This is a genomic window from Nocardia sp. XZ_19_385 (genome assembly GCF_015355755.1).
In the GTDB taxonomy this organism is placed as follows: domain Bacteria; phylum Actinomycetota; class Actinomycetes; order Mycobacteriales; family Mycobacteriaceae; genus Nocardia.
The window spans coordinates 567629-591486 of sequence record NZ_JACVEE010000003.1; the positions used below are offsets into that span (position 1 = coordinate 567629).

Annotated in this window: 30 protein-coding genes and 1 pseudogene; 16 read left to right on the forward strand and 15 right to left on the reverse strand. The window is 66.8% G+C overall.

The features are described from left to right. Positions 1–168 precede the first annotated feature (168 nt). On the forward strand, positions 169–900 hold the full coding sequence (locus IBX22_RS26270) for a ZIP family metal transporter (RefSeq protein ID WP_194818370.1): 732 nt from the start codon (positions 169–171) through the stop codon (positions 898–900). 11 nt (positions 901–911) lie between these two features. On the opposite strand, the gene IBX22_RS26275 is transcribed toward IBX22_RS26270, so the two are convergent. Continuing rightward, positions 912–1505 (reverse strand): DinB family protein, encoded by a 594-nt coding sequence (locus IBX22_RS26275; protein WP_194818371.1) that lies wholly within the window; start codon positions 1503–1505, stop codon positions 912–914. Between the two features lie 142 nt (positions 1506–1647). Between IBX22_RS26275 and IBX22_RS26280 the strand changes: the two genes are divergently transcribed. Continuing rightward, positions 1648–2763, forward strand: coding sequence for a serine hydrolase domain-containing protein (locus IBX22_RS26280; RefSeq protein WP_309234799.1), 1116 nt, complete (start codon positions 1648–1650; stop codon positions 2761–2763). Between the two features lie 12 nt (positions 2764–2775). Here IBX22_RS26280 and IBX22_RS26285 read toward each other — a convergent pair whose 3' ends face one another. After that, positions 2776–3687 carry a LysR family transcriptional regulator gene (locus IBX22_RS26285; RefSeq protein ID WP_194818372.1) on the reverse strand — a complete coding sequence of 304 codons (912 nt, stop codon included), beginning with the start codon at positions 3685–3687 and terminating at the stop codon, positions 2776–2778. Between the two features lie 108 nt (positions 3688–3795). Between IBX22_RS26285 and IBX22_RS26290 the strand changes: the two genes are divergently transcribed. Together IBX22_RS26290 and IBX22_RS26295 are read left to right on the forward strand one after the other, a co-directional pair. Continuing rightward, positions 3796–4542 (forward strand): SDR family oxidoreductase, encoded by a 747-nt coding sequence (locus IBX22_RS26290; RefSeq protein ID WP_194818373.1) that lies wholly within the window; start codon positions 3796–3798, stop codon positions 4540–4542. Positions 4543–4583: 41 nt separating this feature from the next. Next, entirely contained in the window at positions 4584–5774 is a 1191-nt protein-coding gene (locus tag IBX22_RS26295) for an MFS transporter (protein WP_194818374.1), read from the forward strand. A 47-nt stretch (positions 5775–5821) separates the two neighbouring features. Here the strand turns inward: IBX22_RS26295 and IBX22_RS26300 are convergent, their stop codons facing one another. Beyond that, the gene (locus IBX22_RS26300) at positions 5822–6253 is read right to left on the reverse strand and encodes a tautomerase family protein (RefSeq protein WP_194818375.1); all 432 of its coding nucleotides are present in this window, start codon (positions 6251–6253) and stop codon (positions 5822–5824) included. 81 nt (positions 6254–6334) lie between these two features. On the opposite strand from IBX22_RS26300, the gene IBX22_RS26305 reads away from it, so the two are divergent. After that, positions 6335–6862: a helix-turn-helix domain-containing protein gene (locus tag IBX22_RS26305; protein WP_194818376.1), complete on the forward strand. Its 528-nt coding sequence runs from the start codon at positions 6335–6337 to the stop codon at positions 6860–6862. Here IBX22_RS26305 and IBX22_RS26310 read toward each other — a convergent pair. The 3 genes from IBX22_RS26310 to IBX22_RS26320 all read right to left on the reverse strand — a co-directional run bounded on the left by IBX22_RS26310 (position 6832) and on the right by IBX22_RS26320 (position 8840). Continuing rightward, a complete protein-coding gene (locus tag IBX22_RS26310) occupies positions 6832–7527 on the reverse strand; it encodes a DUF2993 domain-containing protein (protein ID WP_194818377.1) in 696 nt (231 codons plus the stop codon). The genes IBX22_RS26305 and IBX22_RS26310 overlap by 31 nt on opposite strands. A 74-nt stretch (positions 7528–7601) precedes the next feature. Continuing rightward, entirely contained in the window at positions 7602–8318 is a 717-nt protein-coding gene (locus tag IBX22_RS26315; protein WP_194818378.1) for an alpha/beta fold hydrolase, read from the reverse strand. Between the two features lie 117 nt (positions 8319–8435). Further along, entirely contained in the window at positions 8436–8840 is a 405-nt protein-coding gene (locus IBX22_RS26320) for a DUF1801 domain-containing protein (RefSeq protein WP_194818379.1), read from the reverse strand. Positions 8841–9003: 163 nt separating this feature from the next. On the opposite strand from IBX22_RS26320, the gene IBX22_RS26325 reads away from it, so the two are divergent. Further along, complete coding sequence (locus IBX22_RS26325; RefSeq protein WP_194818380.1) at positions 9004–9579, forward strand: dihydrofolate reductase family protein; 576 nt, start codon at positions 9004–9006, stop codon at positions 9577–9579. A 145-nt stretch (positions 9580–9724) separates the two neighbouring features. Here IBX22_RS26325 and IBX22_RS26330 read toward each other — a convergent pair whose 3' ends face one another. Continuing rightward, positions 9725–10588 (reverse strand): NAD(P)-dependent oxidoreductase, encoded by an 864-nt coding sequence (locus IBX22_RS26330; RefSeq protein ID WP_194818381.1) that lies wholly within the window; start codon positions 10586–10588, stop codon positions 9725–9727. On the opposite strand from IBX22_RS26330, the gene IBX22_RS26335 reads away from it, so the two are divergent. Beyond that, positions 10587–11042: a helix-turn-helix domain-containing protein gene (locus IBX22_RS26335; protein ID WP_309234800.1), complete on the forward strand. Its 456-nt coding sequence runs from the start codon at positions 10587–10589 to the stop codon at positions 11040–11042. The two genes, IBX22_RS26330 and IBX22_RS26335, sit on opposite strands and share 2 nt — an antisense overlap. Here IBX22_RS26335 and IBX22_RS26340 read toward each other — a convergent pair. Next, positions 11037–11294: a hypothetical protein gene (locus tag IBX22_RS26340; protein WP_194818382.1), complete on the reverse strand. Its 258-nt coding sequence runs from the start codon at positions 11292–11294 to the stop codon at positions 11037–11039. The two genes, IBX22_RS26335 and IBX22_RS26340, sit on opposite strands and share 6 nt — an antisense overlap. An 18-nt stretch (positions 11295–11312) precedes the next feature. Between IBX22_RS26340 and IBX22_RS26345 the strand changes: the two genes are divergently transcribed. After that, positions 11313–11972, forward strand: a complete 660-nt coding sequence (locus tag IBX22_RS26345; RefSeq protein WP_194818383.1) for a hypothetical protein — start codon at positions 11313–11315, stop codon at positions 11970–11972. Here the strand turns inward: IBX22_RS26345 and IBX22_RS26350 are convergent. Next, on the reverse strand, positions 11953–12495 hold the full coding sequence (locus IBX22_RS26350; protein ID WP_194818384.1) for a dihydrofolate reductase family protein: 543 nt from the start codon (positions 12493–12495) through the stop codon (positions 11953–11955). The genes IBX22_RS26345 and IBX22_RS26350 overlap by 20 nt on opposite strands. 174 nt (positions 12496–12669) lie before the next feature. Here IBX22_RS26350 and IBX22_RS26355 point away from each other — a divergent pair, with 174 nt between their 5' ends. From IBX22_RS26355 to IBX22_RS26365, 3 genes are all read left to right on the forward strand, one after another. Next, positions 12670–13641: an Acg family FMN-binding oxidoreductase gene (locus IBX22_RS26355; RefSeq protein ID WP_194818385.1), complete on the forward strand. Its 972-nt coding sequence runs from the start codon at positions 12670–12672 to the stop codon at positions 13639–13641. Between the two features lie 141 nt (positions 13642–13782). Next, positions 13783–14439 carry a HemK2/MTQ2 family protein methyltransferase gene (locus IBX22_RS26360; protein ID WP_194818386.1) on the forward strand — a complete coding sequence of 219 codons (657 nt, stop codon included), beginning with the start codon at positions 13783–13785 and terminating at the stop codon, positions 14437–14439. Continuing rightward, positions 14417–14644, forward strand: a complete 228-nt coding sequence (locus IBX22_RS26365; RefSeq protein WP_194818387.1) for a CDGSH iron-sulfur domain-containing protein — start codon at positions 14417–14419, stop codon at positions 14642–14644. Before IBX22_RS26360 ends, IBX22_RS26365 begins: the two co-directional genes overlap by 23 nt. Before the next feature lie 3 nt (positions 14645–14647). Here IBX22_RS26365 and IBX22_RS26370 read toward each other — a convergent pair whose 3' ends face one another. Further along, complete coding sequence (locus tag IBX22_RS26370; RefSeq protein ID WP_194818388.1) at positions 14648–15658, reverse strand: iron-containing redox enzyme family protein; 1011 nt, start codon at positions 15656–15658, stop codon at positions 14648–14650. Positions 15659–15779: 121 nt separating this feature from the next. On the opposite strand from IBX22_RS26370, the gene IBX22_RS26375 reads away from it, so the two are divergent. Beyond that, positions 15780–17177, forward strand: a complete 1398-nt coding sequence (locus IBX22_RS26375; protein WP_194818389.1) for a glycoside hydrolase family 47 protein — start codon at positions 15780–15782, stop codon at positions 17175–17177. 2 nt (positions 17178–17179) lie between these two features. On the opposite strand, the gene IBX22_RS26380 is transcribed toward IBX22_RS26375, so the two are convergent. Next, positions 17180–17317 (reverse strand): hypothetical protein, encoded by a 138-nt coding sequence (locus IBX22_RS26380; protein ID WP_194818390.1) that lies wholly within the window; start codon positions 17315–17317, stop codon positions 17180–17182. 161 nt (positions 17318–17478) lie between these two features. Between IBX22_RS26380 and IBX22_RS38380 the strand changes: the two genes are divergently transcribed. Beyond that, positions 17479–18504: an NADP-dependent oxidoreductase gene (locus IBX22_RS38380; protein WP_194818391.1), complete on the forward strand. Its 1026-nt coding sequence runs from the start codon at positions 17479–17481 to the stop codon at positions 18502–18504. A gap of 3 nt (positions 18505–18507) precedes the next feature. Beyond that, positions 18508–19356 (forward strand): NAD(P)-dependent oxidoreductase, encoded by an 849-nt coding sequence (locus IBX22_RS26390; protein WP_309234801.1) that lies wholly within the window; start codon positions 18508–18510, stop codon positions 19354–19356. On the opposite strand, the gene IBX22_RS38570 is transcribed toward IBX22_RS26390, so the two are convergent. Together IBX22_RS38570 and IBX22_RS38575 are read right to left on the reverse strand one after the other, a co-directional pair. Then, a complete protein-coding gene (locus IBX22_RS38570) occupies positions 19334–19696 on the reverse strand; it encodes a hypothetical protein (protein WP_375540287.1) in 363 nt (120 codons plus the stop codon). The genes IBX22_RS26390 and IBX22_RS38570 overlap by 23 nt on opposite strands. 120 nt (positions 19697–19816) lie before the next feature. Further along, positions 19817–20307 (reverse strand): annotated as a pseudogene (locus IBX22_RS38575) (NAD(P)-binding domain-containing protein); the annotation flags it as partial. On the opposite strand from IBX22_RS38575, the gene IBX22_RS26400 reads away from it, so the two are divergent. Next, on the forward strand, positions 20306–20695 hold the full coding sequence (locus tag IBX22_RS26400) for a MerR family transcriptional regulator (RefSeq protein WP_194818392.1): 390 nt from the start codon (positions 20306–20308) through the stop codon (positions 20693–20695). The pseudogene IBX22_RS38575 and the gene IBX22_RS26400 overlap by 2 nt on opposite strands. Before the next feature lie 13 nt (positions 20696–20708). On the opposite strand, the gene IBX22_RS26405 is transcribed toward IBX22_RS26400, so the two are convergent. Beyond that, positions 20709–22067 carry an aldehyde dehydrogenase family protein gene (locus IBX22_RS26405; protein ID WP_194818393.1) on the reverse strand — a complete coding sequence of 453 codons (1359 nt, stop codon included), beginning with the start codon at positions 22065–22067 and terminating at the stop codon, positions 20709–20711. After that, positions 22067–23125, reverse strand: a complete 1059-nt coding sequence (locus IBX22_RS26410) for an AMP-binding protein (protein WP_194818394.1) — start codon at positions 23123–23125, stop codon at positions 22067–22069. Before IBX22_RS26410 ends, IBX22_RS26405 begins: the two co-directional genes overlap by 1 nt. A 246-nt stretch (positions 23126–23371) precedes the next feature. Between IBX22_RS26410 and IBX22_RS26415 the strand changes: the two genes are divergently transcribed. After that, the gene (locus tag IBX22_RS26415; protein ID WP_194818395.1) at positions 23372–23839 is read left to right on the forward strand and encodes an SRPBCC family protein; all 468 of its coding nucleotides are present in this window, start codon (positions 23372–23374) and stop codon (positions 23837–23839) included. Positions 23840–23858 lie beyond the last annotated feature (19 nt).

Consider the following 23858-nt stretch of genomic DNA (forward strand, 5'->3'; position numbering starts at 1 on the left):
CTATCTCCCACTGGTCGCGCTCGGCGCCGACGGCAAGGCGTGATCTGAAACACGTTCTATGGTCGATTGAAGCACCGAAGCCGCCGTCGGACACAAGGAACAGCACAGCGAGGGCGATGTCTCGGTGTGGCTAACCGGAGATGCCGGGACCGGTGCAATGCTGGCACGATGGCGATTCTGCTGGCGGTGTTGTCGATGTGCATGACGCTGGTCGGTGGCTTGGTGGCAGTGCGCATCGGGGAGCGCAAACGTCTGGTGCTCGGGCTCGCTGCCGGCGTCATGCTCGGCGTGGTGGCCTTCGACCTGATGCCGGAAGCGCTCGAACAGGAGCGGCACGAGGCGCTCGGTGTGCCGGTGCCGCTGTTGGCCGCGGTGGTCGGTTTCCTGACCGTGCACATCATGGAGCGCACAGTCGCCCTCCACACCGGGTACGAGGACGAATTCGGTTCCCACCACCACGGATTCGAATCGGTGGGCCTACTGGCCGCCTCCGGACTGGTCTTCCACAGCATGCTCGACGGACTCAGCATCGGCTTCGGCTTCCAGGCCGGTGCGGAAGTGGGTGTCGCGGTGGCCATCGCGGTCATCTGCCACGATTTCGCCGATGGTTTCAACACTTTCACCATTGCCACCCTGTACGGCAACCAGCGGCGGCGGGGCTACATCCTGCTCGGCCTCGACGCCATCGCACCCGTAGTGGGCGCGATTATCGGCACACTGGTGAAGGTGCCCGCCGAACTGGTCGGCCTCTACCTCGGCTATTTCGCGGGCTTCCTGCTCTACCTCGCGACGGCCGACATCCTGCCCGAGGCGCACGCCGGCAAACCGTCCAAGGCCCCGCTGTTCTGCACGCTCGCGGGCGTGGCCTGCATGCTCGGGGTAGCGGCACTGAGCCACTGATATCGGCTCGATCAACCGAGTCCCGCGGCCCGCTTCGCGGTGTCCTCCAACTTGTCTCGATAGCGCTGCCACCAATCCGGGTCATCGGTGGGCATCTTGTCACTGGCCGGGAGCAGGCCTGCGGCGCCGTCGATAAGTTCACGGATGATGTCGGCATGCCCGGCGTGCCGGTTGGTTTCAGCGGTCACGTGCACCAGGATCTGGTGCAGAGTGACGACTCGGCGGTCCGCCTCCCACCACGGAACTGCCCCTGCGGCACCGAGATCGAGACTGTCGATCGTGGCGTCGGAATGCGCCCAGGCCCGCCGGTAGAAGCCGATGATCTCCGCGCGCGATTCCTCGGCGGTGGCCCACATGTCGGCAGTCGGATCGGCGACGAAATCCTGTTGGTTGATGGGTTCGTCGTTGGGCCGCCCGAAGGTGTCACCGAAGTACCCGAACTCCACCGAGCCGAGATGCTTGACGAGACCGAGCAGGTTCGTACCGGTAGGTGTCATGGGCCGACGAATGTCGTACTCGGACAAGCCCTCCAGCTTCCACAACATCGCCTCCCGGGCGGACCGCAGATAGCGGTGCAGGACCGATTTCGGGTCAGAGCCAGTCATTCGAGCATTCTCGCAGTGCCCTTCGAGGTTCCCGCAGGATTTTTGGAATGGCATGATCTGCCTGCCATCGCCCGGCAGCGGTACCAGGCCTGGGGAATATTTTTCCAATACCGGGTGGGACCACTCGCTCGATAGTGGTCCCGTGACCAATACATTTGATCCCGAGAAACTACAGACCGCGCTGGACACCGTTAATCGCGCGGGCATGCCCGGTCTTTTCGCCGAGGTGCGTGACAGCGGCGAAATCTGGCGCGGCGCAGCCGGATTCGCAGATGTCGCTACCGGCCGCCCCGTAACGGCCGAGATGCGGCACCGCGTCGGCAGCGTCACCAAGACGTTCACCGCGGCCGCTGTGCTGTATCAGGTCGACGCGGGCGCGATAGACCTCGACGCACCCGTCGGCGATTATCTGCCGCAGCTGGTTCCCGGGGAACGAGGTGCGGCGATCACGGTCCGCATGCTGATCAACCACACCAGCGGCCTCGCCGACTACCTCCGGTATGCCTACCCGTCCCTGGCGGGTTTTCCGGACCCGGCGAAAATGACACCGGAGAGCCTGGAGGACAACCGGTTCACCCGTTTTCACCCGGCTCGGCTCATTGAGCTGGGGGTCGCAGCGCCCGCTGCCGGAACCCCGGGTGGATTGCCGGGTGCGTATTCGAACACCAATTACCTACTCATGTGCCAACTTCTGGAGTTGGTCAGCGGTATCTCGGCGGAGAAATGCATCACCCGCGACATCATCGAGCGGGCCGGGTTGCGCGACACCGAGCTCCCGCTCGGACCGGACCTGCACGGACCGCACTCGCTGCACTACGAGGCGTGGTTCGGCAAGCTCGACCCGCCGCGCGACTACAGCGTTTTCGACATGTCGTATGCCGGGCCGTCGGCTTCGCTGATCTCGACTGTCGCGGACCTGAACCGCTTCTTCGGCCTGCTGCTGGCCGGTGACGTCATCAGCGAATCGGCGCTGGCGCAGATGCAGCGCACCGTCCCTGTCATCGCGTTCGATGGCAAGACGCTCGACTACGGTCTCGGTCTGCAGAAGATGACGGTGCCCGGCCATGGAACCTACTGGGGCCATGAGGGTTCCGTCTGGGGCGGCGGCGCGATGTCCATGATCAGCGCCGACGGCGAGCGGCAAATGTCCATGATGGTCAACCTGCAACGGTGGAACCGGCTCGACTCCGCGGGCAAGCCGCAGCCCCATCCGATCGACGAGGCCCTGCAAGCTTTCATCCAGCTGGCGCTCGGGTAGCGGACTTCGCCCTCAGTCGGTGGGATCGGTCCAGCCGGTGATCTTCCGGACCTCGGCGATCATCCTGGCGATCAGTGGCTGGCGCGTGTGGTCGGTCCAGACGAGTGCGAGTTCGGAAGTGGGCGCGTCTTTTACAGGCCGCCACTGGATGGTCGATGCCGGGATCCAGTTGCTCAGCGGCTCGGGCGCCAGCCACACGCCCTTGCCGCGGGCGACGGCCATCAGGGCGTCCTCGACCGTGGCCAGCACCGGGCCGCGTAAGGCGGGTGTGCCGTCGGGCCGGGGATCGGCGATCCAGTGGCACAGATTCTCTTCGGACAGAAAGATATCCGGGCGAAGGACCGGCTCGCCGGCCAGATCAGCGAGGGTTACCGCCTCCTGTCCGGCCAGCCGGTGCCCCGCCGGCAGAGCCACCGCACGCCGGTCGCCGCGCACGGCGGCATGCTGGAAACGGTTGTCGCCCAATGGAAGCCACATGAAAGCGGCGTCGACCTCGCCCGACAGCAACAGCGCGCGCTCCTCGGGCGGGGTTCGCACCGTGGTCAATTCGACTTCGAGCCCGGGCACCGCGGCTTCCATCGCGTCGGCCACCTCGGTGGCGAACAGGGCAGTGGCATAGGGACAGCAGGCAATTCGCAACATGCCGAGGCGGCCGCGGTCGGCGGCCCGCACTCGTTCGGTGAGTTCGCCGATGTCGGAGACCACCGCGCTGCCGCCGCGTTCGAGTTCATCGCCGGCGGGGGTGAGCAGCACCCCGCGGGAGGTCCGGACCAGCAGCGTCACGCCCATCGCGCGTTCGAGCTGCTGGATTTGGGTGGACAGCGTCTGCTGACTGAGGTGCAGCCGGGCCGAGGCACGGGTGATGTTGAGTTCCTGGGCTACCACCAGGAACGACTGTAGCTGGCGAATATCCAGGTCGATCACGCGAACACCGTAGCCGAGGCGCGGTCGCGCACGGCAACCGAGAACGCCGGTGGCAGGTACCGGAATCTTCTGTTTCCGCTCGCGTGGCCCGCCCAGCAGGCTGGAGGCATGACTTCCACACTCTCGGCACGCGATCTGGAGGGCAAGGTCGCGTTGGTGGTCGGTGGCAGCCGCAATCAGGGCGCGGCCTGCGCCGAACTGCTGGCGGCGCGGGGCGCGACCACGGTCATCAGTTACTCCCACGGCGAGCATGCCGCGGCAGCGACCTTGGCCGCCCTGGATCGGCACGGTGTCACCGCGGAGGCCATCCGCTCCGACGCCACCCGGTCGGCCGATGTGAACACTTTGTTCGCCGGTGTCCTCGCCCGGCACGGACGGCTCGACATCGTGGTCCACACTGTGGGCGCGGCGCTGGGAAAACCGTTGGTGGACAACACCGACGCGGATTTCGACCGGCTCATCGACCGCAATACCCGCAGTGCGTTCAACACGCTGCGCGCCGCCGCTCGTCATCTGGCCGATCACGGTCACTATGTGGCGCTGACCAGTGCACTGGCCGCTGGTGCGCCCGAGGGGCTGGGGTTGTATTCGGCGGCCAAGGCCGCTGTCGAGCGGCTGGTGCTCGCCGCCGCGCACGAGCTGGCGGCGCGGGACATCACCGTCAACGCGGTCGCGCCGGGGCTGGTTACCGATTCCTTCTGTCCCGGTGTGGATTCCGCGAGCCTGATACCCCGTTCTCCGCGCGGACGCCTGGGTCAGCCGGAGTACACCGCGCGTGTGGTCATGTGGCTCACCAGCTCTGCCGCGGACTGGGTTTCCGGCCAGGTCATCCGCGTCGACGGCGGACTCAACTGATCTGCACGCTCATCTCTCATCGTCAACCAAGGAGTATTCGCATGTCTCTCGCTGTCCCCGTCACCGTCGATCCCGCTGCGGAACGAGTTCCGCTGCGGCGCTGGTTCGCCGTCGGGGCGGTCGCGCTGGGCACGTTCGCGGTGGTCACCTCCGAACAGCTGCCCGTCGGTGTGTTGCCTTCGGTCAGCGGTGCGCTGCACGTGTCCGAGGGCGTGGCTGGTCTGATGGTGACCGTGCCGGGTCTGGTCGCCTCCGCCACCGCGCCGCTGCTGCCGGTAGCGATCGGACGGCTGGATCGGCGCATCGTGCTGCTCGGCCTCATCACCCTGATGGTGGTGGCGAATCTGTTGTCCGCCTTCGCCCCCAGCTTCGCGATCCTGCTCGCCGCACGCTTCCTGGTCGGGATCGCCATCGGCGGATTCTGGGCGCTGGCCGCCGGGATCGCGGTGCGGATGGTGCCCGCGAAGTATGTGCCGCAAGCGACCGCCATCGCGTTCGGCGGCGCCACCGCCGCGAACGTGCTCGGCATCCCGGCCGGCACACTGATCGGCGAACTCGCCGATTGGCGCGTCGCTTTCGGGGTTCTCGGCGGGCTGGGCCTGCTGGTGGTTGTCGCGTTGCTGCTGTTGTTGCCGACTATGCCCGCCACCGAACCGGTCCGGCTGCGCACCCTGGGGGAGCAGTTCGGCAATCCGGTCGTCCGGGCCGGAGTCCTGGTCACGTTCCTACTGGTGAGTGGGCATTTCGCCGCGTTCACGTTCGTGAGCCCGATCCTGGTCTCCCACACCGGAATCGATAAGCAGCTGATCGGCGCGGCGCTGCTGGCATTCGGAGTCGCGGGCATCATCGGCAACTTCGTCACCGGTGCGATCGGTGGCCGCGATATCCGCGTCACCCTGATCGTCATCAGCATTCTGCTCGCGTCGGTGCTGGCGGTGGTCGCACTCGCGGGCGGCACTCCGATCACCGGTGTGGTCCTGCTGCTCGCCTGGGGTCTTGCATTCGGCGGCATTCCGGTCGGTGTGCAGACCTGGATCCTGCGCGCCGCACCGGATTCCACCGAGGCGGCCACCGCGTTGAACACCGCCATGTTCAACCTGGCGATCGCGCTGGGTGCGTTGTTCGGTGGTCTCCTCGCCGACAATGTCGCGCTCACCGCGGTGCTGTGGTTCGGTGCCGCGCTCAGTGGCCTTGCGGCCCTGGCGGTTTGGCGCACCCCCGCCCGCTCCTGACCAGCGAAACGGGCGGGCACCTACGAGGTGCCCGCCCGTTGCTTCTTCTAACTGGATACCAAGGCGACGATGTCCTCGATCCGCACGATCTCACCGCGCGCTCCCCAGTTGCCTTCCGGAATCTCGTTGATGTGCACCCAGGCGGAGCCGGCCTCGGTGAAACGCGCCGGGTCGTCGTCGGCGTCCGCGAGCACCCGGGTGACGCGGCGCACGATGTCACTGCGTTTCTCGTCGTTCATCGAGCCGGCCGGAACCCCGACTCGCACCACGTATTTCGGCTTCTCTCCGGCGGGGAGCCGGCGCCCGCCGACGAACCAGGCGTCGATCTCGTTGACCACGAGCCAGGAGATGGATCGGGCCGCCTCGGTGTCCGGCGCGCCCTCGGCGAGCATCACCTCCGACACCAGCTGTTCGCCGATCTTCTCGCGTTGTTCGGGGTCGAGGGAGTCCTTGGGAACGAACAATTCCACGAACGGCATTAGTCAGTCCTTTCATTGAACTCGGTGCAGGTCCACCGTATACCTGCTGAGTTCAATCAATCAACCCTCTATGCTGAAGGCATGCAACGGACCAGCTTCGCGGAGATGCACTGCTCGATCGGGCAGTCCCTGGAACGGGTCGGGGAATGGTGGACGCCGCTGATCGTGCGAGACATCTACCTCGGCCTGCACCGGTTCGACGACATCGCCGAGAACCTCGGCATCTCCCGCAATCTGCTCACCCGCCGGCTCGAGGCGCTGGTCACCGACGAGATCGTGGAGCGGCAGGCGTATCAGGAACGGCCGCTGCGGCACGAATACCACCTCACGGCCGCTGGACGCGAGCTCGTTCCGGTCCTGATGGCGCTGATGGCGTGGGGCGACAAGTGGGCTACGCCGGTGGGCGGGCCGCCGGTGCGGCTGGTGCACAACGACTGCGGGGAACACTTCACGCCGCAGGTCTGCTGCTCGGCGTGTGGGAAACCGGCAACCGCGGACAACGTGACAGCGCTGGCCGGCCCCGGGGCGGCATCAGGGCCCGGCACCAAGGTGCTCGCGCGCCGCGGCGACCTGCGGCCTCAGGGCAAGTCGGAAAAGCGCACGTCGTGAGCGACGGCGGTGACGTGCAGGCCGTCGTTGCCCGGCGTGATGGCGGTCAGGCGGGCGCCGAGCGGCAACTGTTCCAATGGCACGGTGAAGGCGAGGGATCGGCGCAGCAGGGCCAAAGGAATCGTCGGCCCGCCCGCCGCGGCCTGCACCGAGACCGGGGTGACCTCGAAGCCGCCCTCGGCCGGTGCGACGGTGACGACGAGCGTCGCGGGCACCGGGATCCCCTCCACCGAGAAGGTCCCGGTGACGCGCAGCCCCTCCGGGCTGTTGGAGATCGTCTCCGTGCCCGACGGCGCGAAGTCCCGCACGGTGTCGTAGGGGACCAGCGCCGTCGCTGTCGCCGTGGCCGCGACAATGTTGGAGGTGCGACCGCCGAGCAGGTCGTTGAGCTGCGCGGACACATCGGTCAGCGTGACATCGAGGTTGCGCACGGAGATCTTTTCCTGGCTCCAGTCGCCCACCTGGATATCGACGTCGTGATAGCGACCGTCGAGGGCCTGGGTCAGAAACGGGAAACCTTTGATCGCGACGCCCGGTTGCCGGGGCAGTTGGTACTCGGCGGCGATCTTGCGCCCGATCTCGTTCTGCGCCATCGCAACCGCGACCCGGTCACCCGCGACCAGCGCGACCGCCAGCAAGACGATCGTTATCAGCAACCCGCGCATGTGCTCTCCTGCTCAGCCATCCCACCATCATGCTGTGGATCGCGGCCGGCGGCCGATCGAACCGCGACTCTGGATCAGGCCAATTCGGCGATGGCGTCGGTGATGACGGCGGTCACCTCGTCGGGATGGGTCTGCATCACGAGGTGAGGTGCGTCGAGTTCGACGACCGTGCGCAGCCCCGCTCGCCGGTAACCGAACCGTTCGACCTCGGGATTGATGGTGCGGTCCGCGCTCGACACAATTCCCCAGCCCGGCTTGGTTTTCCAGGCGGCCGCGGTGGCGGGCTCACCGAACGCGAACGCCGACAGCGGCCGCTGGGACACCGCGAGCACCTGCGCTCGCGCCTGGTCGAGGCCCGCCGCGAAGACCTCGGGGAAGGCCGAGATGTCGACCGACACGTCGGTGCCCGGCTCGCCGTCGCCGTTCGGGTAGGGCGCGTAGACGAGGTTGGCGGCGAGGTCGGAGTCCGGGAACCCACCCTGCAATTGGCCGAGGCTCTCGCCGACCTCCAGGACATAGCCCGAGACGAAGACGAGACCGACAACGTTGTCGGCGACCCCGGCGACGGTGATTACGGCGCCGCCGTAGGAGTGTCCGGCCAGCAGCACCGGTCCATCGATCTGCTCGACGAAAGACCTGATGTACGCCGCGTCCTCGGACAGGCTGCGGTTGAAGACGGGCGGTGCCACCACCCTGTGGCCCTTGGCAAGCAGTCGCTCGGCTACGGGTGCCCAGCTGGCGGCATCGGCGAAGGCGCCGTGCACTAGAACAATGGTTGTCGCGGAAGACATGAGGTCCCTCTCCTGATCACTCGGATGGCGTTGCGCCGCACCCAGTTTCCGCTGAGCAACCCACCCGGCGCCCCTCCATACCGGCCGCAAATGCCCCCGATCAGGACAGGTCTCCGCCTAGTCCGCGTTCATCTCGCGCTTGAGCTTTCGCCAGCCGCCCGCGCGATTGTTCGCGATGATCTGCTTGAACATCGCGGTAAGGGCGCGGGCGTTGATCGTCTCGCCCTCGCGAAAGGCCACGGTCCGGGCGGTTTTGTTGTCGTGGCCCGCGGTGATGATCCCCTCGGGGTCGGGCACGATCGCTCCGTCGTAGAGGAACACGTTGACGTGAGTTTTCGCCGCGAGCAGCGCGCAGACATTGCCGTCGAGGACGAAATACGGCTGCCTCGTGCGTTTGATGGTCTCGACGACCTCGGGGTCGGCGGCGTGAACGAGAGCGCGGACCTCATGGCAGATGGCCTGCTGCCACTCGGGGAGTGCGTCGATGTAGGCGTCGACGCGGGGATCGGTGAGGTAGGTCATCGGCGACCATCTTATTCAGCCGCGCACTCTCGTGCTCGGTTCTTGTCGGTTCTGTCCAAGACGGCGGCGCCTGGCGTCCATAGGCTGTGACCAGCGGTGGGTCGAGGTGGTACCCGGGCGGTCTGCACCGGTACTGTCCGCATTCGGATCTGAGGAGGAAAAGTTGACACGGGAATTGGTCTACACAGGCTTCATGTCGCTGGACGGTGTGGTGGACTCGCCGGGCGGCACGGCGGAGGGGCACCGCAGCGGCGGTTGGGTCATGGAGACCGAGTTCGTGCCCGAGGCCTTCGCGCTCAAGGGCGAAGAACTGGCCGACACGACGGCGTTGATGTTCGGGCGGCGCAGCTATGAGGTGTTCGCCCCGATCTGGCGTGACTCGGCGGATCACGCCGCGTACAAAGCCCTTCCGAAGTACGTCGTTTCGACCGAGCTCGCCGAGGACGACCTGATCGAGGGCTGGGGTCCGATCGAGATCCTGCGGTCCACCGAGGACATCGCCGCGCTGAAGCAGGGCGACGGCGGCGCGATCTTCATTCACGGCAGCGCTGAGCTGGCTCGTCGGCTGGGGGAGGCCGATCTGATCGACCGGTACAACCTGCTGGTGTTCCCGGTGTTGCTGGGCGCGGGCAAGAGCCTGTTCAGCCGGGCCGATCAGGACAAGCAGCAACTGCGTCTGCGGGAGTCGGCCACCTACTCCAACGGTGTGGCCAAGCTGGTATACGACGTCGTGCGCTGAGCGGGATCGAGCGCGATCACACCGGCGTTGCTCTCGCGGAGCGGGCGCGCCCGCTCCGCCGGACAGCGCCTCGAGTGAGGCCCGTCGCGGCCCGGAAGCGCCGCTCGATCCTATGCCGCCCTGGACGTAGAGCTCAACGAAGTCGCTAGCGGCGCAAGAGGTCTACGACACCCGTGGTGGACTCGTTCGCACCGCCCTCGGCGACCCGCCGCTCCATCAGTGCCATGAACGGCGTGAGAAGTTCGGGACTGACGCCCTGCTCGGCGGCGGTGCGCAGCAGCGTCCGGTTGGTCGTGACCATCATCGCCAGGTTCGACTCGACACCCTCGGCATAATCGCCGCGCGCCAGTTGTGCGGCAGTGCCGTAGGCGTACCCGGCCATCGCCTGCTGGTAGCCGACCATGAGGGGCGCGAAATCGACCGGCGAGATGTCCTCGGCGCCGATCAACGCGAAAGCGTGTGCGGCGCCGGCGAACATGCCCCACATCGCGCTGAGCAGGGCGATGTCGTAGAGGGCCGCGAATCCGGCGTCCTTACCCACGTAGTTGACCCCGGCGGGCACGGCCAGGGCTTCGGCATTGTCCTGATGCAGGTCGGCCGAACCGCTGTAGAAGACGTACGCGCCGGAGTCGGCGACACCGATCATCGACGGGACCGCCATGATCCCGCCGTCCAGGAAACGTCCGCCGCGCAAGGCGATCCAGTCGGACAGCGCGCGGGCCTCGGCCGGGGTGCTGGTGGTCAGGTTGACGATGTCGTGGCCGGTCAGGTCGATGCCGTCCAGTGTCGCGCGCACCGACGCGTCGTCGAGCAGGCACACGACCACCAGTGGGTTCGCGGCGACGGCTTCGGCTGCGGTGGCCGCGGGGATCGCGCCCTCGGGCGCGGGGCGGGCACTGCGGTTCCAGACTGTGACGGCGTACCCGGCGGCGAGCCAGGAACGGACCAGGGCGGAGCCCATATCGCCGAGGCCGAGGACGGTGAGCGACTTCTTCGAGTGATCGGACATGAGCAATACTTTTGGCGAGGCACCCGGGTTGTTCAAGTACGCACAAGGAAGTGGGTACGTACTTCCGGGTAAGGAAACAGGCTGGTGGAAGGGTTATTTCGTGCCGATCACACGCAGGCCGGGCGCTTACACGTGCGGGCTCGACGCCACCCTGTCGGTCCTGAACGGCAAGTGGAAGATGATGATCCTGTGGCCGCTGAGCGAACGCCCGCACCGCTTCGGTGAATTGCGCCGCGAGGTGCCCGGTGTGTCCGAGAAGGTCCTCACGACGCAACTGCGGGAGCTGGAGGCCGACGGAATCGTGCGCCGCGAGGTCTTCGACGAGGTGGTCCCGCGCGTCGAGTACTCGCTGACTCCGCTGGGTGAACTGCTCAACAACGCTCTGCTCCCGCTGGAAGCCTGGGGCCGTGAACATCTCATGGATGCCTCGCCGTCCCCTCGGCCCACGCTATGAGCGTGCGGCAATCCCCTTGATGCGCTGCAACACCCGCCGGGCCCGTGCCCGGATGCTGGCGTCTTCCGTTGGCGCAGCAGCGCTTTCGGCCTCCGCCGCAGCCGTGGTCGCCTGCGCGAATCGGACGTGCAATTGCTCACGGACCTGCTCCGGGGTGTACGCCCGCCGCCTGCGCTCGGCCCGCACGACGACCACCCCGGTCGCGACCACACCGGCCGCACCCGCCAATCCCACTGCCTTCCACCACCTCATAACGCATAGGCTACTTCCATGACGGGGACGAGCATCAGTCTCGATCGAGCGCTCGAGCTCACCAGGACGGGTGACATCTGGCTGTTTCGCGGCAATTCGGCGGCCGATCGGGCGATTCGGATGACCACGAACAGTCCGGTGAACCATGTCGGCATGTCGGTCGTGCTCGACGATCTGCCGGCGCTGATCTGGCATGCGGAGCTCGGCCGATCACTGCCGGACATGTGGTCGGGGACGGCGCATCGCGGGGTGCAGTTACACAATCTGCGCGATGCCGTGCTGGTGTGGGCGCACCGCTACGGTCAGCGGGCTTGGTTGCGCCAATTGAACCGTCCGGCAAGCCAAGAGATGGAAGACGCCATGCTGCGCACCATCGCCCGGCTCGACGGCACACCCTTCCCGTCGACGGCCGGTCTCGCCGGACGGTGGTTGCGCGGCCGGGCCCGCCTGCCGCGCCGCCGACCGGACGCCCACGAGCTGGAAAGCGCGTATTGCGCGGAGATCGTGGCCGCGACCTACCAGTCGATGGGTCTGCTGCCGCAGCACCGCAGCCCGAACTGGTACGACCCCGGCCGATTCTGGAGCGGGGACGAACTCCGGCTGGGCGGTGGCTACGAACTCGGTGGCGAAATCGCCGTGCAGACACCGCCCGCGCCGCCTACGTCAGGCGATAGGTGAGCATCGCGAACTGACCGAACCGCCCGATGTCCGTGAGCCGCAGGCGCGCGGCCAGGATGCGGCGCGGCAGCAGCGGCGCGCCGCTGCCCAAGGTCACCGGCGCGACGGACGCGATGATCTCGTCCAGCAACCCGGCGTCGGCGAATTGCCCGACGAGCTCGCCCCCACCGAGCAGCCAAATGTTCTTGGCCCCAGCGGCTTCGGTCATCTCCCGGTGCACCGGCTCGACAGCGCCGGACACGAAGCGCAGATTCGCGCCGGGGATTGCGGGCAGATCGCGGTGGGTGAACACCCAGCACGGTGTATCGCCGTACCATTTCGCCCACGAGTCCGGTTCGTCGTTCGCCAGCACCCATTCATAGGTTGTCGCGCCCATGCACATGGCGCCGACGCCGTCGCGGAACGACGAGGTGATGTTCTCGGTCTGCCCGTCGTCCTCCACCTCGAAAAGCCAGTCCAGTGAGTTGTTCGAATCTGCCAGGAAGCCGTCGAGGCTGGTCGCGGTGTAGTACTGAGTCGTCATGAGCGCCATCGTGCCAGCGATAACTTGACATCTATTGTCAACGTTTCGAGTGCAATCTCGACGCGATGCGGTCCGAAGGTCCCGTCGATTCGGGACCTTCGGACCGGTGCCGCGCAGTTGCCCGGTGGGCACCCTGGAAGGGTCAATCCGACTCGAAAGGATGAGTGCTCTCCGATGTACTGCGTCTACCCAGGTTTCGAGACGATCAGAGCAGCGGTCGGACTGGCCCAGCGGGCACCCTCGGTGCACAATTCGCAGCCCTGGCGCTGGCAGCTGATGAACGACCATCTGCACCTCTATGCCGACACTTCCCGGCATCTGACCGCGACCGATCCGCAGCAGCGGGCGCTGACTCTCAGCTGCGGCGCGGTCCTGCATCACGCGCGGGTAGCGCTGTGCGCGCTCGGCTGGAGCAGCGAGGTCGAGTATGTCCCGAATCCCGATGTGCCGGAACATCTTGCCGTGCTGCACCTCGCACCGCATCGGCCCTCCGCGACCGACATCCACATGGCGGCCGCCATGGCGCACCGCCGCAGCGACCGCCGCCGATATGGGTGGGGTCAGGTGCCGGAAACCTATGTGAAGGCCGCCATGCAACACGCCACCCGCTTCGGCGCGGCAGTGACGACCGTGACGCGCGACGACCATCCCGCGTTGAGCAAACTGATGCGCCGGGCCGCGGAACACCATGAGAACGACGCGCTCTATCAGATCGAACTCGCCGCCTGGAGTGGCCGGCGTGGTACCCGCGAAGGCGTCCCCGCGCGTAACGCCACCGCGATTCACGCCGAGGACGAACTACCTGGCCGGGCGTTCATGGACCCCGTCCTGATCGACCCCAAACCCACTCCCGACGCGGCGACCTGGCTGATGATCTCCACCGATCGTGACGATCGTTTGGCGCAGCTGCGGGCGGGTGAGTCGCTCAGCGCGCTCCTGCTCGCGGCTACCGACCTGGGGTTGGCCACCTGTATCCAGACCGAACCCCTCGGCCTGCCCGAGCTGCGTGAGGACATCCGCTTCTCGCTGTGCGAGGGCGCGCATCCCCAGGTGATGGTGCGCACCGGTCTCGTCACGCACGCGGGCCCGCTGCCGGAGACTCCGCGCCGTCTGTCCGACGACGTGCTCGCGCATTCATTGGTCTAGTCCAGCGCATCCAGGGCAATCCGCGCGCCGCCGCTCCCGGAATTCGACGAACCTGCCTATTGTCCGTGGCCGACGTCGTCGTCGCAGCTCGTCGCGTTATCGGTACGTTTCGATCTTCTCGATCGAGGTATTCGCCGACCGATGCGACTCTTACGTGCGCCGGGCGTATACCGCCCGCAAACAGACACCTGGCTGCTGGCCCGGGCGGCGGCCGATGCCACCTTGCCCGCCGATCCGCGGGTCCTCGATCCGTGTACGGGGACCGGGGCGCTCGCCCTGTTCGCCGCACGCGCGGGCGCGGCGGAGGTGGTCGCCGTGGATGTCTCGCGGCGCGCGATCATGACCGCCTGGGCGAACAGTCGAATGCATGGTTTGCCGATCGAATTGATCCATGGCGACTTCACCCAGGTACTCGGTGACCGCACCTTCGACGTGGTGCTGGCCAACCCGCCCTATGTGCCGAGTCCGGAACCGGTGCCCGCCCACGGCGCGGCCCGGGCCTGGGACGCGGGCGGGGATGGGCGGGTGATCCTGGACAGGCTGTGCGCGCAGCTGCCGACGTTGTTGGCGCCCGGCGGGGTCGCGCTGATTGTGCAGTCGGAGCTGTGTGGATCCGAGCAGACGATGAAGTTGCTCCGTGACAACACGCTGAAGGCCGCGATCGTCGCCAGACAGACGATCGACTTCGGGCCGGTATTGCACAAGCGCGCACCGTGGCTGGAAGCCGCCGGACTCATACCGCCCGGTTGCCGTTACGAGGAATTGGTGGTGATCCGTGCCGACCGCATCGAACGCTGAAGCGACCGAGGATCGGCGGCGGGTAACTCTCGTCGCAGGTGGCCCCGCACTGATCGAAGGACCGGTCGAGGTGGTCACCGAGGACGGAACTGTCTTCACCTCCGATAGATTCCTCGTGGCCCTGTGTATGTGCAGGCGCAGCAAGAACTTTCCGTTCTGCGACACCAGTCACCGCAAGCGGGCCCGCCGCACAACCGGCGAATAGCCTTCAGTCGGAGGCGATCTCGCGCCGCAGTGACGTGCGTCCCTGCCGCCAATGCTGTTCCAGCACATGGTCGGCGAAGCGGTCCGCGACCCAGTTCGTCGCTTGGATCCCGAAGACCACCGATTCGGTCAGGCCCGGTTCCTCGGCCAGAAGGGTGCCGATCACGTCGCGGCGCAGCACCTGCTCGTGGACGGCATCGGCCTCCACATGTTCGCTGTAGAACCGGACGCACGCGGGATCCGCGCCGAAGCGTTCCAGCGCGTCGACCATGCGGCGGGACCCGGTCGGCGAGGTGATCTCCACTTCGGCGAATTGCCCCACCAGGGCGCCGCGCAATTCCCGGTGCAGCCCGAACAGCGACATCATGTTGACCTCGACCAGCATCGGCGCCGGTACGACGTCCAGATAATGCAGATAACCGCGATCCAGCCCCGCTCCGGCCAGCAGGTCCGCGAACAACTGCGCGTGCACCCGTTCGCCGCGGCCACCGCCGAACTCGTCGAATTCGACCGCGACCAGCGACGCCTTGGCCTGCCCACGCAATCGCGGGATCACCCACGCCTGCGGATCCGCCTCTTTGTGGTGATAGATCGAACGGTGCACGAAGTACTCACGCACCTGCCACCATTCGCCTTCATCGAGCAGATAGTGGCTGATTCCCGTCGACTCGACCGGTTCCACCAGCAGTTGGTCGAGCTCCGCGTCGATATCGCTGCCCCCCGCTACCTCGTCCCGCAGCGCGGCGAGGAACGGCTTTTCCAGAGTGGCCCGGAAGCGCAGCAGGTCGGGATTCCACTCCCATCCCGCCGCAACCGTCTCGAATCCGCGATAGTGCAGCTCATAGCAGGTGTGCAGGGCCAACTGCAGGTCTTCGCCGAACGGGTCAGCGGCCGCATCGACCGGTAGGTTCACGGGGCTGTCCTGCGGCCGGCGCAGCAGCTCCACCACCGCTTCGGACATTTCGCCGCGCGGTTCGGGGAGAAACGACAGGGCAGTATCGCGCACGCTGGTCATGATCACCGGTTACCCGTTCGCACGCCGTTAATCGGCGGTCCGGGGCCGAGTACGTCACTCCAGCGCCGACACGCTGCCAGGTTCGGGTATCAAGCCCGTGACCAGCGCTAACGTTCAGATCATGCCTTTCCTGCCGAGTCGCCGGGCAGTCCTGGCCGTGGCCGCCGCAGGAACCGTGGGCGCTGTCCTGCCAGCCCGTGCCACCGACCGGCCGACCGACGCCGTCGTCGCACAAGAACTCCGTGACGAGTTCGTACACGGCTGGGCGGGGTACAAGGCGGCCGCCTGGGGTTACGACGAGGTGCGGCCGATCAGCGCCGGGCACAACGACTTCTTTGCCAGTGGCCACACATTCGGCTTGTCCATCGTCGAGGCGCTGGACACCCTGTGGCTGATGGAACTAGACGACGAGGTCCGGGTGGCGGCGGACTGGATCGAGCAGCACTTCGACCCGGCCGTCGACGCCGATGTCCAAGTCTTCGAGGTGATCATCCGGCTGGTCGGTGGATTGCTGGCCGGTTATCTGTGTACCGGACGGCCTGTGCTGCTGACCCGCTGCCGGGAACTGGCCGACCGGGTGCTGCCGGCGTTCACCGATTCGCCGACCGGACTGCCCTACCGTTACGTCAACCTGCGCACCGGTGCGGTTTCCGGTACGCACAGCCCGCTCGCTGAGATCGGGAGCAACATCCTGGAGTTCGGACTGCTGTCGCAGCTGACCGGTGACCAGAAATATTGGGACGCGGCCAAGCGGGCATACCGCGCGGTGCTGGACCGCCGCTCCGCGCTCGGGTTGCTCGGCACCTGGCTCGATGTGGAGACGGGAAGCTGGACCGACGCCACCTCCCGGGCGCCGAATCCGCCGGTGGATTCCTTCTATGAGTACCTGTGGGCCGGTGCCGAGATGTTCGGTGATCGCGAGCTGCGGGACGGGTACAAGTTGCTGACCGGCGCCGTCCTCGAGCACCAGTGGGAGGAGTACGGCGGACGCGCGTGGTTCCGGCAGGTCGACTATGCGAACGGAAATGTGGTCGGCCGGGCGGCATCCGCGCTCGGCGCGTTCTACCCGGGATTGCTCGCCAAGAGCGGAAACTTGCTCGCCGCCAAAGACTTTCATCGAACATGGTCGCTGCTGCTGGACGAGTATCCGGTGCTGCCCGAGGTCATCGACTACAGCGGGCCGACCGTGCGCGATCCTCGCAACGATTTACGTCCGGAGTATGTCAACTCCGCCTTCGACCTATGGCGGGTCACCGGCGATGCGGCCCACCAGGATTCGGCATACCGGTACTTCCAGGGATTGCGGACGCACCTGCGGGTTCCCGGCGGTTACACGGTCGCCGAAGATGTCACGACGCGGCCGATGCGACTGGGGGACCTGACGCCCGGATACTGGTTCGCGGAGAACCTGAAATACCTGTACCTGATGTTCGCGGCGGCCCCGCGTTTCGACTACCGCTCCGGCCTGCTCTCGACCGAGGGGAAGCTGCTGCGCGGCGCCCGCCGAGTCGGAGTATGAGATTATTGCGACCCATTGGTGAAGGCCCCGTCGACCAAAACGGGTACGGCCTTGCTGGTTTCGAGTTCGATCGCGACGGCGACATCATCGCCGAAGCCGATCGCCGCTAGTTCCTGTCCGGAGGCGCAGTGCCGAATCATCGCACGAACATCGCCGATTCCGCGGTGAACCTGGTCGCCGGCAACGCTCTGCGCAGTTGCGCCATGCTGCTGTTGCCGCGGACAACCATATCCTCGCCCGTCTCCACGGACGCCCGGGAAATTCGGATGACAGTGGCCGGGGCGGGCGATAACTTCGCTGAGTGAATCGGCAATGGATCCTCGTCGAACGACCGGCTGCCCTGGTCGGGGACAGTAACTTCGAGCTCAGGCACGGCGCTGTCCCGGAGCCCGGTCCGGACGAGGCGCTGGTCAAGGTGGTGTGGCTGGCTTTCGATCCGACGCAGCGCGGCTGGCTCAACGAGGGCCCGAACTATATGGATCCGGTGCCGGTCGGTGCGGTGATGCGGGGTGGGGGCGTCGGGCAGGTGGTGGCATCGCGTAGCGCCGAATACGCGGTGGGAGACTGGGTTTGCGGGATGGTCGGGTGGCAGGACTATGCGATCGCCTCGGGTCAGGGGCTGCTGGGGTTGAATGTCGTGCCGCCGGGTGTCGACCCGAAGGCGATGCTCAGCATTTTCGGCGCGACCGGGCTGACCGCCTACTTCGGCATGATCGATATCGGGCGGCCTGCGGCCGGGGAGACCGTGCTGGTGTCGGGAGCCGCCGGTGCGACCGGCTCGATCGCGGGTCAGATCGCGAAAGCGCTGGGGTGCAGGGTGATCGGGATCGCAGGTGGTTCCGCCAAGTGCGCCTGGGTCACCGAGGTCGCCGGTCTCGACGCGTGCATCGATTACAAGTCCGACAACGTCGAGGCGGAACTGCGGGCGTTGGCTCCCGAGGGTATCGACGTGTTCTTCGACAATGTCGGTGGCGCTGTCCTGGACGCCGGGCTGGCGAATATCGCCGAGCGGGCCCGAATCGTGGTCTGCGGCGGCATTTCCTCCGGTTACGCGCCGGGCGAACCGCCCCCCGGGCCGCGCAACTACATGCAGATCGGACTCAAGCGGGCGCGGATGGAGGGGTTCATCTTTCTGGACTACCTCGACCGATTCCCGGAAGCGTTCGGCCGCCTGCACGAATGGCTGACCCAGGGCCGGATCGTGTATGCCGAAGACGTTCAGGAAGGTCTCGAACTCGCCCCGTCCATGCTGCGTGGGCTTTTCGAAGGCCGCAACCTCGGTAAACAATTGCTCCGCATCGCTTCTGATCCGATGGTGAAGGTGTAGCCCGTGCGGTCGGCGGTCGTATTGGTAACCGGCTCTTCCGGTTTGGTCGGTGCTGCGGTCGCGCAAGAGATGCGCGCGGCCGGTTGGCAGGTTCGTGGCTGGGATGTGCGGCCCGGCCCGTGGACCACGCATCTCGGCGATCTGCGTGACGGGAAACTTCGAGCGCGTGCCGTTGCCGGGTCGGACATTGTCGTGCACACGGCCGCCCTGCACGCTCCGCACGTCGGACGGATGCCCGACGACGAGTTTCGCGCCGTCAACGTGGAAGCAACCGCCGCGCTGCTCGAGCAGGCGGCCGAGAACGGTGTCCGGCGAGTGGTTTACACCAGCAGCACCTCGGTCTACGGGCACGCCCTGGTGCCCGAAGATCGCGCGGTTTGGGTCGACGAAGCACTGGAGCCACGTCCGCGTGACGTCTACGACGAAACCAAACTCGAAGCGGAAACCCTTGTCGCCGACGTGGATCCGCCGCTCGCGACGATCGTGCTGCGCATCGCTCGCTGTTTCCCCGAAGCGCCCGCCATCCAGGCCGCACACCGCCTCTATCGCGGGGTCGATGTCCGCGATGTCGCCCACGCGCACCGGCTGGCGGCGGAAAACGATCGGGTCACCGGCACATTCAACGTCGCGGGCCCAATGCTGTTCCATCCCAGCGATGTACAGCATCTATGGCGGGATGTGCCCGCGCTGCTCGAACAACGCGCACCCGAGCTCGTCGCCTTGTTCGGGCGACAAGGCTGGCCGCTGCCGCCCACTATCGACCGCGTCTACGATTCCGGCAAAGCCCGCCGGGAGCTCGGCTACCGACCCGTCTACGACGCCGCCGCGCTCAGCCACGGTCCGGCTTCTTGAACATCTCGTAGACGGAGAAGTAGTTCTCCGCGCCGTGGCCCGCGGCGATCGCGCGTTCGGCGATCTCCTGCATCAGCCGCGGCTGCGCCGAGTGAACGCCCTGCTCCTCGCTGGTGCGGGTGATGTGGTGCAGCGCATTGAGATTCATCTGCAGCGTGCCCAGGGTGCCCGGGTAGTCCGCGGCATCCAGGGACGCGGCCCGCGGCGCCAGGGCAGCGGGATCGAGCACGGCCGGCATGAACCAGCCCAGCGCCAGCTCGGCGAACTCGGCGGCCGGTATGTTCGCGGAATCGGCCAGGGCGGTGGCATGCAGCCAGCCGTTGAGGGTCGCGTACATCATTTCGAGCAGCGCGGTGTTGTAGAGCACCGCCAATCCGGCATCCGTGCCGAGATAGCGGGGGTCGCCCAGGCTCGACAAGGCCGGGCTGTGCTGGTCGAAAAGGTTGCGGTCGCCGCTGTAGAGGAAGACCGCGCCGGGTTCGCCGACCAGCGGCGGCGGCACCATGATGGCGCCGTCGAGGTAGCCGATGCCGTGCTCGCTCGCCCATTCGAGCGCGGCGCGCGCCTCGTTCGGCGTCCCGGAGTTGAGGTTGATCAGCACGCGCCCTGCCAGCGCGGTGGTGGCGGAGTCGCAGACCCGGTACATGGTGTCGTAGTCGTTGAGGCACATGATCGTGATCGGACTGGCGCTGACCGCCTCGGCCACGGTGCGAGCGCGCCGCGCGCCGAGGGCGACGAGGCCGTCGGCTTTTCCGGAGTGCGGTTCCAGACCGTGAGCGTGTGGCCTTTCCGCACCAATGCCTCGCCCAGTGCCACCCCCATGGGTCCTATCCCTACGAGGGTGATGTCGTTGTCCTGCTGGTTGATTGATTGCTGAGCTGTCATGCGACCCAAGCTAAAGTCTGACATCGATGTGAGAGTCAACTCGAAGCTCTGTGGGGAGCCGCACATGCGTATCGGAGACCTGTCCACCCGTACCGGCGTCAGCGTGCGGATGTTGCGCTACTACGAGGAGCAAGGCCTGCTCCAGCCTGCGCGTCTGCCCAGCGGCTACCGCGAGTATTGCGATGACGATGTCCACACGGTGCGCAACATTCGCACCCTCCTGGCCGCGGGCCTGAACACCCAGACCATCGCCGCGGTACTGCCCTGCATGGTCGACGCCGACGGAACGCTGGCGCCGGCCTGTCCGGATCTGCTGCCGGGCCTGCAACGCGAACGGGACCGGATCGACCAGGCGGTCGCCGATCTGCTAGCCGCCCGCGCGGCCCTGGACACCATCATGGGCGCTGCGCCGTCGCCAGGCGCGGGCGACCCCGATGCCTGCCAGGCCGCCTGAACTGTCTTGCCGGTCAGCGCAGAACAGTCTTGGTCCGCATCAGGAACTCGCCGAGATACCCGTCGTGCGGGAGGCCCGGCGCCATCCACGGCGTCGGATGGTCACCGAGGTAGACGTTGGCGATGGTCGGCTCGGCGACCAGCTGGTCGATCAGCTCGGCGTCGGTGGTGACGGCGGTGAGCACGAGAGTGTCGCGCAGCGGCGGGATTCCGGCCGCGCGGTCCCACGGCGCGACCCACGCGCAGGGGAAGCCCAGTTCGAGGCCGAGCTGTTCGGCGAAGGGACTGTCGAGCTGATGGACGGCCGGCCGGAGGACAGCGCTGCCATCGCCGAGGTCGTCGACGATTCCGTCACCGCCGAGCCATGCCTTGGTCCCCGCGGCCCGCTGCCGTAGATGCTGGTCCCAGCGCCGGGCCAGGCCGATCGGCGCTACCGGCAGGACCGCGCGTTCGTCGGCCGCGGGCAGGCTGGGCAGGGCGGCGAGACGTTCGGCGAGCGCGGCAGCGACGGGGGAGGGGTCGCCTTCGACGAGGATGCCGGTGGCGTTGACGCAGCCGACACCGCCCCCGCCGCTGACTGACTCCACGAGGGTGTCGAGGATTGGCTCCCAGGCGGTTTCGGCGGTGAGCAGGATCTTGGAGCGTCCGGGGCCCTGCGGCAGGACGCGCCGGTCGCCCGCGTATTTGCGCACGACATCGTCACCGCCGTACACCATTCCGAGGTCGGCGTGCCGGAGGATGTCGCCGGCCACCGTGTGATCGGTGGGCAGCAACAAGATTCGATCGCCGAACCCGGCCTCGCGCAGAGCGGTGATCAGCCGGTGCGGTGTGAACGGCTCACGCCGGGACGGACGCACCGCGACCCGATAGCCGAGCGCGAGGGCATCGAGCCAACCCTGATGCACCGCAGGATGATTGCCCGCGGCGTGCACGGCGAACACCTCACCGCGCCGCGTCCACACCGCCTCGCCGCCCAGAGTCAACGGATCGCGCCACGAACCGACAGCCCCGGCGGGGCGGGCCTTCCGCACGCTGTCCTGGATCCGCTCGACCGCCCGCGCGATCTCATCGGTTGCGTTGCGCACCACCGTGATCGGAATGCCGGTGACAGCGCTGACGGTGTGCTGATATTCCGCCGGAGTCAGGCCCGCGACCGGCTGGGTGGCGAAGGCCCGGCCCGCCTCCGCGAATGCCGCGATCCGCGCGTCGAGGGGCAGCTCCGGTGCCCGATGCAGTGCCTGCATCGCGCGGACCACATAGAGCGAAGGCGCGAGACTCAGAGTGGCGACCGGGTTCCCGGTGAGGTCCTGGATCGTCTCCAAGCGGCGGGAACGATAGGGGCCGCCGGGGCCCAGCACATCCAGGGACAACATCAGTACACGCCCTCGATCACCGCGGCGCCGCTGAAGGACGCCACCGGGGCGACGTCCGCGACGGAATCACCGAAACCGCCGCCTACCGGGGCGATCCGGGTCGCGAAGTCCCGCTCGATGTTGTTGACCAGCAACGCTGTTCGGCTCAGGTGGTGCACGACCACCTGTCCACGCTCGCCGTAGGGAACGACGCGGCCGGTGTCGGCGTCGATCACCCGGAACGTCGTGTACGGAGCGAACGAGTCGAACACGCACGGCTCATCGTCTCCGAGTCCGGGGCGCTCCACCGAGGTCCCCAGCATCATCGTGCTGCCGTACCCGCCGACCAGCTTGGTATTCGGAAACACCTCGTCGCGCAACAGATCTCGGGTGTCGGCGTCCAGATGGGTACCGCCCCAGATGATCGTGCGGATCTTCCGGTTCACCAGCTCGACCAGGTCGTCGTGCTGGGCCAGGCGCTCCAGCAGCGGCGGGGTGGCGAAGAGTACGCCCACATCCTGGCCGGTCAGGATATAGCCGATCTGCTCGATCAGATGGTCGGTGTAGCGGCCGGCCATGTCCATCCGGCCGTCCGCTATCAGCTTCTTCACCCAGCGCGGGTCCAGGTCGATGCCGAAATGCAGCCCGCCGCGGGCGGCAGCGGTATCGACCGCCATCGCTCCGACATTGTGCGGTCCGCTCGGAACCGCGCTGAGCCAGTCCACATTTCGCGGCACCCCATGCGCGTCCAGGCGTTCGCTGAACCAGGCGACGCTGCGCCGCTGCCACTCGGCGGTGAACATCACCCGCTTGGGTTCGCCCGTGGTGCCGCCGCTTTCGTAGACGCTGGCCCGGTGCTCCGCGCCGTAGCCCTGCGGAATCAGCTCGCGGACACCGACATCGCGCAGCTCGTCCACCACATTGGGAAACAGGGCGAGATCGTCGAAATCCCGGATATCGGTGAGCGGATCGAAGTCGAGCGTCTCGGCCCGCTTCAACCAGAACGGAGATCCGGTCTCCGGGCTGAAATGCCACCGCATCATCTCCCGCACGAATTCCGCGCCGTTGTGCTCGGTCATGAACGGTCCTCTCGAAACGCGTTGCCATTCAAAGATGTTCAAGATCAGTTCACTGACTGAAGACGAAACCGAGTATGGCCCAATGCAATACGACTGTGCCGTTATAGGTGTCTACGAAATGCCCGGCACGCCGCGGGACCGTTTTCGTGCCTTCCATCCCTGGCCGCCGGCACCCGATCGGCTGTGTACTCGCTCCGGCAGGTTGAGACGTAGCAAGGGAATTCCCTTGCTGGACAAGGAGTTCGCGTGGCGATACAGCGGAAGCACACGATGTACGACTCGACGATCATCGACGCCGATCCGGACACCGTGTGGACCGTTGTCCGCGATGCCCTGCAGGTGGTGTCGATCGTGTCCGGACCGGCGGCCGAGGACGTGCACTGGGTCGGAGACGGTTCGCCCGAACGGGTTCCGTCGCTCTACAACTTCACGCTGGCCTTCAGCGGCGGCCTGGTCCAGCAGGAGGTCTGCGGGCGCAACGAGGTCGAGCGTTCCCAGTCCTACCGTTCCATCGAGCCGACGATGGGCGTGCAGCGCTACCTCGCCACCATTCGCGTCCGGCAGATCACCAACGATCCGTACCGCTGCTTCTTCGATTGGACCCGGGAGCTGACGATCGCCGAGGACGCCGACACCGAAGTCGTCGAGACGATCATCGCCATGATGGCCAAGCAAACCGACGCCATCCGGGACTTCTTCGCACAGCAGTGGTAGCCGCAACCTCCCCTCGAAC